Source organism: Sphingopyxis terrae subsp. terrae NBRC 15098 (assembly GCF_001610975.1).
In the GTDB taxonomy this organism is placed as follows: Bacteria; Pseudomonadota; Alphaproteobacteria; order Sphingomonadales; family Sphingomonadaceae; genus Sphingopyxis; species Sphingopyxis terrae_A.
On the sequence record NZ_CP013342.1, the window covers coordinates 2349543 to 2362686 of the forward strand.

9 protein-coding genes are annotated in these 13144 nt (G+C 65.0%); 8 read left to right on the forward strand and 1 reads right to left on the reverse strand.

Annotated elements, in window-relative coordinates:
- Positions 1-372 precede the first annotated feature (372 nt).
- The 8 genes from AOA14_RS11310 (at position 373) to AOA14_RS11345 (ending at position 12189) form a co-directional block, all read left to right on the forward strand.
- Positions 373-2754, forward strand: coding sequence for a TonB-dependent receptor (locus AOA14_RS11310; RefSeq protein WP_082819910.1), 2382 nt, complete (start codon positions 373-375; stop codon positions 2752-2754).
- 134 nt (positions 2755-2888) lie between these two features.
- Entirely contained in the window at positions 2889-4643 is a 1755-nt protein-coding gene (locus AOA14_RS11315) for an LVIVD repeat-containing protein (protein ID WP_062901881.1), read from the forward strand.
- 114 nt (positions 4644-4757) lie between these two features.
- A complete protein-coding gene (locus AOA14_RS11320) occupies positions 4758-5681 on the forward strand; it encodes a discoidin domain-containing protein (RefSeq protein WP_202988245.1) in 924 nt (307 codons plus the stop codon).
- 19 nt (positions 5682-5700) lie between these two features.
- The gene (locus AOA14_RS11325) at positions 5701-6384 is read left to right on the forward strand and encodes a fumarylacetoacetate hydrolase family protein (RefSeq protein WP_062901883.1); all 684 of its coding nucleotides are present in this window, start codon (positions 5701-5703) and stop codon (positions 6382-6384) included.
- 97 nt (positions 6385-6481) lie between these two features.
- A complete protein-coding gene (locus AOA14_RS11330; protein WP_062901884.1) occupies positions 6482-8110 on the forward strand; it encodes a thiamine pyrophosphate-binding protein in 1629 nt (542 codons plus the stop codon).
- The gene (locus tag AOA14_RS11335; RefSeq protein ID WP_238929637.1) at positions 8107-9549 is read left to right on the forward strand and encodes an aldehyde dehydrogenase family protein; all 1443 of its coding nucleotides are present in this window, start codon (positions 8107-8109) and stop codon (positions 9547-9549) included. Before AOA14_RS11330 ends, AOA14_RS11335 begins: the two co-directional genes overlap by 4 nt.
- Positions 9539-10786 (forward strand): kynureninase, encoded by a 1248-nt coding sequence (kynU, locus tag AOA14_RS11340; protein WP_062901886.1) that lies wholly within the window; start codon positions 9539-9541, stop codon positions 10784-10786. The genes AOA14_RS11335 and kynU overlap by 11 nt, the downstream gene beginning before the upstream one ends.
- Positions 10787-10803: 17 nt before the next feature.
- Positions 10804-12189 (forward strand): amino acid permease, encoded by a 1386-nt coding sequence (locus AOA14_RS11345; protein ID WP_202988246.1) that lies wholly within the window; start codon positions 10804-10806, stop codon positions 12187-12189.
- On the opposite strand, the gene AOA14_RS11350 is transcribed toward AOA14_RS11345, so the two are convergent.
- Positions 12144-13133 carry a LysR family transcriptional regulator gene (locus tag AOA14_RS11350; RefSeq protein WP_062901888.1) on the reverse strand — a complete coding sequence of 330 codons (990 nt, stop codon included), beginning with the start codon at positions 13131-13133 and terminating at the stop codon, positions 12144-12146. The genes AOA14_RS11345 and AOA14_RS11350 overlap by 46 nt on opposite strands.
- Positions 13134-13144 lie beyond the last annotated feature (11 nt).

Here is a 13144-nt window from a genome sequence, read left to right on the forward strand (position 1 = left end):
GCTCATCATTGCTACGCCGGGCGTGCCATGCCTCCATGCTCATTTCCACGCTGTCAGCCCGATCGAGCGCGTCCCGGCGCAAGGGGTTTGTGCCGCGTGACATGTTGCTTCGATGCGGGCGGGATGGCCGGCATCCGCATATGTCTTTCAAAAAATGGCATCTTCGGGCGCGGGCGGTCGTGTCGTCGGCGGCGGCTGGTGGTCTGCGCAACAAGCGACATCCCTGATATGGCCATTTTGGAATAGTGATGCGTGCATAATCTATTATATCGATATAATGTGGCGACCTATCCATACCCGGCGATCAACAAGGCCAGTGTCGACAGTGCCGCATTTGAAGGCAAAGGCGCATGGCTGCTCGGGAGGTAGAAAATGGGATCTAGGTGGAATCTGCGCTGGGCGCTTCTGGCAACCGCGGCGGCACAATTGACGCCGGCGACGGCATTTGCGCAATCGGCACCCGACGAGGCTGCGGCCGCGGCACCGGGCGACGAAATCGTGGTGACCGCGCGCAAGCGCGAGGAGAGCCTGCAGGATGTGCCCATCTCGGTTCAGGCGTTCAGCAGCGCGGCGCTCGAACGCGCCGGAATCAAGGATTTCTCCGAAGTCGCTTACCGCGTTCCGGGCCTGAAGCTCAGCGCCGAGCGCGCGGTCGATACCGAACTCTTCATTCGCGGCATCGGCTCCGATATCCAGGGCGCGGGCGCCGATGCGGCGGTCGGCATCTTCGTCGACGGCGCCTATCTGTCGCGCGGCACGGGATCGCTGCTCGACCTCTATGACCTTGAACGCGTCGAGGTGTTGAAGGGACCGCAGGCGTTGCGCTTCGGCAAGAGCGTCGTCGGCGGCCTGATCAATTATGTGACCAAGAAGCCCGGCGATACGTTCGAGGGGCGGTTCGAGGCGACCTATGGCAATTACAACCGCCTCGACGTCGCCGGATCGGTGCGCGGGCCGGTGTCCGACACGTTGAGCCTGGGCCTTGTCGCCAGTTCGCGCAGCCATGACGGTTATGCGAAGAATCTGCGCGGCGGCGACGAGGAAGACCAGAATATGCAGTCGGTGCGTGCCCAGCTCCGCTGGCGACCGACGCCATCGCTCGACGTCAATCTGGCTGCCGACTACACCCGCCACCGCGACGGGGCGCGCTGGGTCGATATCCTCATTCCGGGCGACAGCGAGGAAGTGACCTATCTCAGCTATTATGCGCCGACGATCGACAGCCTGCCGGGCTTCGTGCTGCCGGACCGCAACGCGCCCTTCAAGAGCGCCGATCCGCGGTCGGGAAATCATAATTTCACGGGTTTCCAGAACAGCGACATGTACGGGGTCAGCGGCACGATCGACTGGCAGGCCGGCGGAGGGCTCAGCGTCACCTCGCAGACCGTCTATCGCGACAGCTCGCTGAAGGCGCGCGAAGACGGGTCGGGGATGCTTTTCAACTTCCCGATCGATCCCGCGACCAATGCGCCCGACATCACCTCGGCGATGGTCGCCGGGCTCGATACTTATCTCGCCACCGTTCCCGACAGCTATTTCGACAGTGGCAAGGGCGAGGATGTGACGCAATTCTCGCAGGAGCTGCGCCTGCGCTGGGACAATGGCGGTCCACTGCGCGTCGAGGGCGGCGCCTATTATCTGCACGAAAATATCCGCCGCGCCGAGGATGTGAACTTCCTCTTCCCCGACTATCAGGCGATCGAGGAATTCGCCTTCGCCATGGCCTATGGCGGAACGCCCGCGACGCCATCACCGGGATCGAACCACACCGTCACCACCTCGCGCAACGATAATGTCGGCGTCTTCGGCGAGCTCAGCTACAGCATCACCGACAAGCTGACCTTCGAGGCCGGGCTGCGCTATGCCTATGACCACAAGCGCTATTCGAACAACCGCTCCGGCGTGTCGTTCGAGGGTGAGGCGGTCAATTTCGTGGTCGGCGAAACGCGCAGCTGGGATGCATGGTTGCCGAGTGCGACGCTGCGTTTCGAACCGAGCAACGATGTCACGCTCTACGCCCGCTATGCCAAGGGCTACAAGCCCGGCGGCTGGACCGGCGAGGATGCAAACACGCCCGCAGAGGCGCTGGTATCGTTCGACCCGGAAACCGCCAACAGCTTCGAGGTCGGCGCAAAGCTCGCGCTGGCAGGCCGGCGCCTGTTCATCAATGCGGCGGCCTATCACACCAACTATGACAATCTGCAGACCAACCAGTTCCTGTCACCGGGGCCGGGAATGCCGCCTGACAATTTCGTCTTCAATGCGAAGAATGGTACGCGCGCCTATGGCCTGGAACTCGATTTCCAGGCCCGTATCACCGACGCCTTCACCCTGTCGGGCAATTATGCCTATTCGCGCTGCAACTTCACCGGCGAACTGATCATCGACGACGAGGGAACCGATCTCGACGGCAACACCTGCCGCCGGACGCCCAAACATGCCTTCAATGTCGCCGCCAATCTCGACCAGCCGATCGCCGATAATCTGGTGCTCGTTCTGGGTAGCGATTTCCAATACACCGGCGCGAATTTCTTCGACAATCCGAACACGCCAATCCTGAAGTTCGACTCCGAAATCCTGCTCAATGCACGGATCGGCCTGCGCGATGCCGACGACAAATGGGAAGTGACGGCGTGGGCGAAGAATCTCACGAACGAGCTCAACTTCACCAGCAAGCTCGAACTGTTCGGAACGATCTATTCGACCTACATCCCGCCGCGCACCTATGGCGTGACGGCCCGGTTCCGCTTCTAGGGTCGATGCGGACAACAACGATCGTCATTGCGAGGAGCGAAGCGACGCGACAATCCAGAGCTCGCGTAAGCCGCCTTGGATTGCTTCGCTTCGCTCGCAATGACGATGTGGGTCAACGAGAAGGAGGAATCATAATGAAGCGCGGTATCAAGATCATGGCGGGGACCAGTCTGGCAGTCGCCGCTCTGCTCAGCGCGACCGCGCCTATGGCGGCGGATTGGAGCGGCAGTCATGCCGACGCGCCGATCGACGTTCGCGATCCCTGGCTGAAAGCCTGGATCGCGGCGACGCCCGACAATCCTCCCAAGGATCCGGTGCCGGGCGTCGATTATGGCATGAATCCCGACGGCAGCTTCCGGCATCCGGTCGCGACCCGATTGACTAACGATCCGCCGTCCTTTCCGGGGCAGCTCGATCATTGGGACCAGAACAGTTACGCCAAGAATGTGAAGGTCATCGCCTTCTATCCTACGGTAACGTCGCCCTGGCATGCGTGGGCGAATGTCGTCGATTTTTCCGGCCGCCGCTATCTTTACACCCACGACCGCGACTATCTGCGCATCCTTGACGTCACCGATCCGCGCAAGGCGAAGATCGTCTGGTCGAAGGGCGGCGTATGGAGCGCCAAGGGATCGAGCGAGGCGTGGGATCCGTCGGCGGTCACCGATTATTTCGGCGGCGTCACGGTGGCTTGGAGCAAGAAGCTGCAACGAAATGTCCTGGTCGCCTCCTACGAGATCGGTCGTTTCGGCCTGATGGAGGACAAGCGCCGCGAGCCCGACAAGGTCGCCGCGCAGCGGCACTATAATTCGCTCAAGGGTTTCAAGGTCTTTGTTATGAACGGGCCGACGCCCGACAAATGGAACCTGATCGCGACGCGCACCACCGACTACAAACATCCCGATGCGCCGGTGGGTGAACAGCAGGGATCGGGCGCGCTCGACGCGGCGACATGGTTCGGGGGAAAATATATGCTTCTCTCGTCGGCGCCCGACGACAGCTATTCGCTCACCGAATATCCCGACTATCTCTATTCGCCCGGCTATCAGGTCTGGGACATGGAGGACCCCGCCGATCCGAAGTTCGTTTCGCAGATCACCGTCCCTGGCCAGCGCCTCGGCGATCCCGAGAGCGAGGCTGCGTACCGCGCCAATCCGCGCGCGGGCAACCGGACGAGCTGGATGGGCTCGCGCTATCCGATCGTGACGTCGAAGCCGGTCGAGGCGGGTGGCAAGATCGGCTTCGGCGGCATGGGCGGCCTCGGCTTCTACAGCTTCGACCTCAGCGACCCGGCGAACCCGAAGACGCTCGGCCATCTTTCGGTGCCGCCGAGCTACGCGGGGACCGAGTTCGACAATGTCGATGTCAGCCAATATGACCGCACCGGCTTCGTTTTTTCCAACGGCTATCCGATGAACGAAAGCTGTTACGAGCCGTTCAAGCCGATCTATTCGATCGACGTGCGCGATCCCGCGCATCCTAAGATCGCGGCGACTTTCCCGCGCCCGACGCCGCCGCCCGAGGCCTCTTTTACCGATTTTTGCCAGCGGCGCGGCAGTTTCGGACCGAAACGGTCGGGCGGGCTGACCCAGCCCCAGCGCGGCCGGCAGGGCCTTGCCATCTATGCCTTTTACAACGCCGGCATCCAGATTTTCGACGTCAAGGATCCGGCAAAGCCGGCGATCGCAGGCTATTTCGTTCCGCGCTTCGCCAATGAAAAAGAAATGCCAGACTATACGTTCGGCAATTCGACGTTTGCGGTCTACACCGAATATGACCGCAACATCATCTGGGCCTTTTCGGTGAACGGCGTCTACGCGCTGTCGAGCCCGCTGCTCGGCAAGCCGAACCTCGGCGCGCCAAAGAATATCTGGCCCGTGCGGAAATAGAAAGTTGTTCGTCACCCCGGCGAAGGCCGGGGTCTCGCCGGGGCGGTGAGACGCGAGGTCGGGATCCCGGCCTTCGCCGGGATGACGGAAGAAATGTTTTAGAAGGACAAACCGATGCGCACAGCCACGATGGGGCTGGCGGGGGCCTTGCTCCTTGCCGGATGCTCGAACACGCCCGGTGAACAGGCACCGGAGGCTCCCGCCGAACCCGCGGGCGACAATATCCTGCATATCAGTAGGGGCGGCATCGCCGAAGCCGACGGGAATGAGGCGAAGCGCCACTGGTCGACCTGGGCGATCAACCTTGTCGACGGCGGGCCTGCCTATGGCTGGCTGTCGGACAAGGGCGTCACGCTTCCGCACGCGCTGAATTTCGAGCTGGCTGGCACCGCAAAGATCGATGCCGTCGCCCTCGACAACCGGTTTGAGCCGGTGGTGCGCGAGGACGGATCGATGTCGCAGACCGCCGAAGGATCGCCGGTCCGGCGTTTCGCGCTGCTCGGCTCGAACAAGGGGCCGGAGGGACCCTATGAAATGCTGGTCGAGGGGGAAGCGAAAGCGGACGCACGAACCGTCGTGAAATTGCCGACGCCAGCATCGGCGCGCTGGCTCCGACTGCGCATCGACAGCAATTGGAAGGGCCGCGGGCCGACGCGGCTTTCCGATCTTGCCGTGCTCGGCGCGCTCGATCGCCGCGGCGACGCGGCGGTTGCCGATGCCGATGCGAGCGGGGTCTATTCGCACGAATATGGCCCGATCCTGTTGCGGCAGCAGGGCAATGAGATATTCGGTTGCTACACCGACGGGCTCGGCACCCTGCGCGGGACGGTATTCGGGCGCATCATGCGGCTTGCCTGGTATTCGAAGGAAGAGGGCAGCATCGGCGCGGCGACGCTGGTCGCGGCGAACGGCAAGCTCTATGGCTTCTGGTATCGCCCCGAAGACAAGATGGGCAGCCCGTGGAATGCGGTGAGGGAAGGCGGCCTTGCGGGCGCCGACCTCGGCAAGTGTCGCGCGGCGCTCTATCCGTCTTCCTGATATCGAGGACGCCCTTTTCATGACCCTGCCATTTGCCGTTGCAGCACCTACTGCCGAGATTGCCGGCAGCGCCGATCGCTTTCCGGTTCGCCGTATTTTTTGCGTCGGCAAGAATTACGCCGATCATGCGCGCGAAATGGGCGGCGATCCGACGCGTGAGCCGCCCTTCTTCTTTTCGAAGCCCGCCGACGCGCTGGTCGGAGCGACCGCCGACATCGCGATGCCGCCGCGCACCGACAATCTGCATCACGAGATCGAGCTGGTGGTGGCGCTGGGCAAAGGCGGTGCGAATATCGCGGCGGCCGACGCTCTGTCGCACGTCTTCGGCTATGCCGTCGGCAACGACCTGACGCGCCGCGATCTTCAGGCCGAGGCCAAGGCGGACGGGCGGCCGTGGGACATGGCGAAGGGTTTCGACCACAGCGCCGTGCTGTCGCCGATCCGTCCCGCGGCCGCGGTCGGCCATCCGGCAAGCGCGCGTATCTGGCTGTCGGTCAATGGCGAGCCGCGGCAGGAGGGCGACATCGCCGACATGATCTGGCCGGTGGCCGACATCATTGCCGAACTGTCGGCCTATGTCGAACTGCGGCCCGGCGACCTGATCTACACCGGCACGCCCGCGGGGGTGGGCCGTATCGTCGCGGGCGATGTCGTCGAAGGCGGTGTCGACGGCATCGGGACCATCGCCAACCGCTTTCTATAACCGCATCGATATATCATGACGGCCATTCGGTATTTTTTGTGTATGGCTTCGGCGCCTAGGCCGGTCGCGAAACTGGCTCTCGGATGAAGGATCGCACATGACATCGACCACAGTCGCCCGCAACGTCGTAACGGGGCTGCGCGATCTGGGCGTCCGCCATATCTTCGGCGTGCCGAGCGGCGGCTGGGTCGATTATATGGAAGCGATCCGCACGACCGACGGTATCGATTTCGTGCTGGCCAGCCACGAAGGCGGGGCGGGCTTCATGGCCGACGTCTGCGGGCGACTGACCGGCGTTCCGGGAGTGTGTTTCGGCACCTTCGGTCCCGGCGCGACCAATCTTGCGACCGGCGTCGGCGGCGCGACGCTCGACCGATCGCCGATGATCGCGCTGACCGACGAGATGCCGGCGCCGCTGCGCGGCCGCACGGTCCAGATGGGGATCGACCATCAGGCGCTGTTCGCGCCGCTGACCAAGGCGACGATGCGGATCGCGGCGGACAGCGCGGCCGACACGCTGGCCGAAGCGGCGCGTATCGCGCTGTCGGGGCGCCCCGGCGCAGTGCATGTCGGCCTGCCGCAGGGAATGAGCGCGCAAGCGGTCGAAGCGCAGGCGATCGGAACGGTCGAGGCCGACCCGCTGCCGATGCCCGACCCCGCCGCGACCGACGCGCTGGTCGCCGCCTTTGCCGCCGCCGAAAAGCCGGTCCTCGCGATCGGTCTCGGTGCCGTTCATGCCGGGGTGCAGGATCGCATCGCCGCGCTCGCCGAGCGCTTCGGCCTGCCGGTGCTGCTCACCCCGATGGCGAAGGGCATGATCGCCGAGGATCATCCGAATTACGCCGGGGTGCTCTTCCATGCGCTCTCCGATATGGTCGGCCAGACGCATGCCGAGGCTGATCTGGTCGTCGCGATCGGTTACGACCCGATCGAGTTCAATTACGAAAGCTGGATGAAGGACGGGCTGGCGCTCGCCAGCGTCGACGTCGCGCGCGTCGATATCGACCGCGACAAGCATCCGGTCGCCGCCGAGGTCGTCGGAGCGATCGCGCCGGCGCTCGACGCGCTGCTGGCGCTGCCCGCTGCCAGCAAGGACTGGGATCTCGCCGGGCTCGCGGCACGCAAGGCGGAGATGTTCGCGAAGCTTGCGGGGCGGGACGGCGCCTTCGGGCCTTGCGCGGCCCTCGACGTGCTGCGCGACGTGCTGCCTGACAACGGCATCATGACGTGCGATGTCGGCGCGCACACGCATCTGATCGGCCAGCACTGGCGCACGCCGAAGCCCGGCACGCAGATCATGACCAACGGCTGGTCGGCGATGGGATTCGGCCTTCCCGCAGCAATTGCTGCGAAGCTCTGTCGCCCCGATACGCCGGTATGCTGCGTGCTCGGTGACGGCGGTTTCCTGATGACCGCGGGCGAACTGGCGACCGCGGTGCGCGAAAAGCTGCCGCTGGTGATCGTGATCTTCACCGACAACGACCTCGCGCTGATCCGCATCAAGCAGGAAAAGAAATCCAATCCCATCTATGGCACCCCGGTGCGCGCCGAGGGAACGATCGGCGGCCCGTCGCTGTTCGGTGTGCCGGTAACGGTCGCGCGCGATCCGGCGGAATTTCGGGCGGCACTCGACGCGGGCTTTGCCGCGGACGGGCCGGTGATCGTCGAGGCCCTGCTCGACAGCCGCGAATATGACGATCTGGTGCTGCGCAAGGATAAGCCATGATGCACGCCGCCTTGGGCAGCGAACGGTCGCTGCTGATCGGCGGCCGCTGGGAAACGGCGGAGCAGGTGATGCCGGTGTTCGCCCCTTGGTCGGGCGAAGCGCTCGGCTCGGTCGCTTGCGCCGATCCGTCGCACGTCGCGCGCGCGGTGGCGAGCGCGCTGCGCGGCGCCGAGGCGATGCGCGATCTGTCGAGTGGTGCGCGGTCGCGCATCCTCCACGTCGCTGCGACCGCGCTGGAGGCGGAAGCCGAAAGCTTCGCCGCCGCGATCACTGCGGAAACGGGCAAGCCGATCCGTGCCGCGCGGCGCGAAGTGGCGCGCGCGGTCAACACGCTGCGATTGTCGGGCGAGGAGGCGGTGCGGCTCGCTGGCGAGACGCTTGCCTTTGACAGCTATCCCGGCGGCGAAGCGCGGTCGGGCCATTATGTCCTGGAACCGGTCGGGGTGATCGCGGCGATCACGCCGTTCAACGATCCGCTCAATCTTGTCTGTCACAAGCTCGGTCCCGCCTTCGCCGCGGGCAACGCGGTTGTGCTCAAGCCCGCGGAGCAGGCGCCACTCGTCGCTATCCGGCTCGCGCGCCTGCTGCTCGCCGCCGGCCTGCCCGGCGAAGCGCTCAACCTGCTCACCGGGCGCGGCGGCGATTTTGGCGACGCGCTGACCGGCCATCCGGACGTCGCGATGGTCAGCTTTACCGGCGGGGCAAAGGTGGCGCAGGCGATCTGCCGCGCGGCCGGGATCAAGCGGCTGGCGATGGAGCTTGGCGGCAACGGTCCGGTGATCGTGATGGACGATGCCGATGTCGGGAGGGCTGCGGCCGCCTGCGCGGCGGGCGCTTTCGGCGCGGCGGGGCAGAATTGCGTCGGGGTGCAGCGAATCTATGTCCATGATGCGATCCATGACGTCTTTCAGGCCGCGCTCGTCGCCGCGACCGAAGCGTTGCGCGTCGGCGATCCGCTGGACCCGGCAACCGACATCGGGCCGATGATCGGCGGTGACGAGGCGGCGCGCATCATCGCCTGGGTCGACGAAGCGGTCGCGCGCGGCGCCACCCTGCTTACGGGCGGCGAGCGGGCCGGGGCGCTGGTGCGGCCGACGCTGCTTGCCGATGTTCCGGGCGACGCGCCGGTGGTCTGTCACGAAGCCTTCGGTCCCATCGCGAGCCTGTTTCGCTTCACCGATCTGGACGAAGCCATCGACGCCGCGAACGGCGCCGACTACGCGATACACGCGGCGATCTTCACCGAATCGCACCGCACCGCCCGCCATGCGGCGCGGCGCCTGCGTGCGGCGGGGGTGATGATCAACGATTCGACCGACTACCGCCTCGATGCCATGCCGTTCGGCGGTGCCGGACGCGGGAATATGGGGCGCGAGGGGGTGCGCTTTGCGGCGCGCGAAATGTCGCAGACGAAGGTGATTTGCTACCATGACGCTTGATAGTCTCGATCGCGCCGCCTGTGCGGCCATGGATGCCGCCGATCCGCTCGCTCCCTTGCGCGATCGCTTCGATATCCCGACGGGGATGATCTATCTCGACGGCAATTCGCTGGGCGCGATGCCGAAGGGCGCGGCGGCGCGCGCGCACGACGTGGTGACCCGCGAATGGGGCGCCGACCTGATCAAGAGCTGGAACAGCGCGGGCTGGTTCGACCTGCCGGTGCGCCTCGGCGACAAGCTTGCCCCGCTGATCGGTGCGGGGGACGGCGAGGTAATCGTCTGCGATTCGACAAGCCAGAATCTGTTCAAGGTGCTGTCGGCGGCGGTTGCGCTACGCGCCGAGCGACGGGTGCTGATCCTCGAAGGCAGCAATTTCCCGACCAATAATTACATTGCCCAGGGCGTCGCAGCCGCGACCGGCGGGCGCGTGGAGGTGCGGCTCTGCGAAAAGGACGAGATTGCGGGGGCGATCGACGAGGACACGATCGCGGTCGCGATCACCCACGTCCATTACAAGACCGGGCATATCCACGACATGGCAGCGATCACCGCGTCCGCGCAGGCGGCGGGGGCGCTCGCGATCTGGGATTTGTGCCACAGCGCGGGCGCGATGCCGGTCGACCTGGGTGGCGCGGGCGTCGATTTCGCGGTCGGCTGTACCTATAAATATCTGAACGGCGGTCCGGGCTCACCCGCCTTCCTGTTCGCGGCAAAGCGGCACCAGGGTCAGGCGCTGCAGCCCGTGACCGGCTGGTGGGGTCATGCCGCGCCCTTCGCTTTCGAGCCCGGCTATCGGCCGCAGCGCGACATTCGCCAGTTCCTGATCGGCACGCAGCCGATCCTGTCGATGGCGCTGGTCGAGGTCGGTCTGGACATCCATCGCGCCGCTGACATGAACGCGATCCGCGCCAAGTCGATGGCGCTGACCGACCTGTTCATCCGGCTCGTCGAGGAGCGTTGCGCCGGCCATGGCTTCACCCTTGCGTCGCCGCGCGAAGCGGCGGCGCGCGGCAGTCAGGTGTCCTTTGCGCACGCCGATGGTTATCCGATCATGCGCGCGCTGATCGCAGCGGGCGTGATCGGCGATTTCCGCGCGCCCGATACGGTGCGTTTCGGCTTCACGCCGCTCTATGTCGGCTATGCCGATGTCTGGGATGCGGTCGACCGGCTGGTGACGATCATGGATGACGGGATATGGAAACGACCCGAGCATCAAATCCGCGACGCGGTGACCTGAGCGCGGGGGCAGGGGGAATGACGATGGACGAACAGGCCTATCTCGACCGTGAGGCGGGGCTCGAGCGCGGACTCAGCAAGGCGCAGATCATCATGATCGGCCTTGGCGGGGCGATCGGCACCGGCCTGTTCATGGGATCGGGCATCGCGATCGGCTACGCCGGGCCGGGCGTCCTGATCAGCTATCTGATCGCGGCACTGGTCGCGGTCATCATGGTCTTCAGCCTGTCGGAAATGGCGGTCGTCCATCCCACCGCGGGTTCGTTCGGAACCTATGCCGAAATCTACCTTGGCCCGATGATGGGATTCATCGTGCGCTATACCTACTGGATCCAGCAGGTGCTGTTGATCGGCAGCGAGGCGGTTGCGGTCGGCATCTATATGGGATGGTGGTTGCCCGACACGCCGGTGTGGATGTGGGCGCTGGGCAGCGCGGCGACGGTCGTCTGGGTCAATACGCGCGCGGTGCATAATTTCGGGTCGGTCGAATATTGGCTGACCGTCATCAAGGTGTCGGCGATCGTCGGCTTCATCATCGTGGGCCTGAGCCGCATCTTCGGTATCGTCGGCGATCCGGTCGGGCTGCACAATGTCACGGGGCTCGCTGGCGGTTTCCTGCCCAACGGCTTTTCGGGCGTCTGGATGGCGGTGCTGATGGCGCTGTTTTCGTTCATGGGGCTGGAGTTCGTCGTCGGCACCGCGAGCGAGGCGAAAGACCCGAAAGAGGCGATACCGGCGGCGCTGCGCACGATGGCGGCGCGGCTGTTCCTCTTCTACATCCTCGCGCTGTTCATCATCGTCGCCTTCCTGCCGTGGACGGAGTCGGGGGCGAAGGTCGTTACCGAAAGCCCGTTCGTGAAGATGTTTGCCAGCGCGGGGATCCCCTATGCCGCCGGCATGATGAACTTCGTTGTCGCGACCGCGGCGCTGTCGGCGATGAACACCAGCATCTATCTGGGATCGCGCATGCTCTTTTCGCTCGCGCGCGGCGGCTATGCACCGCGAAAGCTGGGTGAGCTGAATGCCCAGCATGTCCCGATGCGCGCAACGATCGTCACCGGCGTCGGCATCCTCCTCGCCGCCTCGCTGTCGATCCTCACCCCGCTCGCCTATAATTATCTTTTCGGGATCGTGCTGTTCGGTGGTTTGCTCGTCTGGGGTGCGATCCTCGTCAGTCACCTGCGTTTTCGGCGGCGCCATCGCGGCGCCGATTTGCCGGTGCAGACGCCCTTCTTCCCTTATGCCCAGCTTCTGGGGCTGGCGCTGCTGGGGGCGATCGGTGTGACGATGGCGGTCGATGCCGACTGGCAGGTCGCCGTCTTTGCGGGTGGTCCCTGGCTGTTGCTAATCGCTGCTGCCTATTTCGTCTGGCGGCGTGTGTCGCCCTCGGCGGAAGCCGGCTGATCCTGCCCCAGTTCGCTGCGGATCTCCGCGGCGACCTCGTGTACGACGTCCATGAAATAGGCGGCGGCCGCCGACAGTTCGACATTGGCATGCCTCGTCGCGCCGATCCGCGAACTGGCGCCTTCGAGTGTCACGGGCAGCGCGACGAGACCCGCCTGACCGATCCCGACCTGATGCGGCATCGCCGCCACCATGTCGGTGCTCATCAGCAGGGCGTGATTGGTCAGGATCGACACCGATTCTATCACGTCGAGCGGCGGTTCCAGATCTTCGTGGCGAAAGGCCTGGTCGATCTGGCGGCGCAGCGATGTCTGCGTCGGCGGCATCACCCACGCCTGATCGACCAGGTCGGCGAGCGTCAGCGCGTCACGCTGCGTCAGCGGATGGCCCGCGCGCACCATGATCGATACGGTATCGAGGTACAGCACATCCTGCCTCAACCCCTCGCGCTCGCGATATTCGGGCAGGCGGCCGAGCACGACGTCGATGTCACCGGTGCGCAGGCCGGGCATCAAGCGGTCGATCGTGCCTTCGGCGACCGTCACCGCGATCCCGGGACGCCGCTCGCGCAGCCGCGCCAGCGCGCGCGGTAGCAGCGATGTCGATGCCGCAAGCAATGTGCCGACATGGACGCGCCCCGACAGACCTTCTTCCAGCGACTGCAGTTCCTCGCCGGCATGGCGAAGCTGCGCAAGGATCAGCTTGCCATGCTTGATCATGACCGCACCGAAATCGGTCGGGGTGACGCCGCGCGAAGAGCGCTCGAAGAGCTGGACGCCCAAGGCGTCCTCCAACTCCTTGATACTCTTCGTGGCCGCGGGCTGGGCGATGTTGAGCGCCTGCGAGCCTTTCAGCACCGTGCCTTCGTCGGCGATGGCGGTCAGCAGCCGCAACTGACGCAGCTTCAGGCGTCCGAGCAGGAAATTCTCGTGAAATTTTGGCATGATGTATCTCC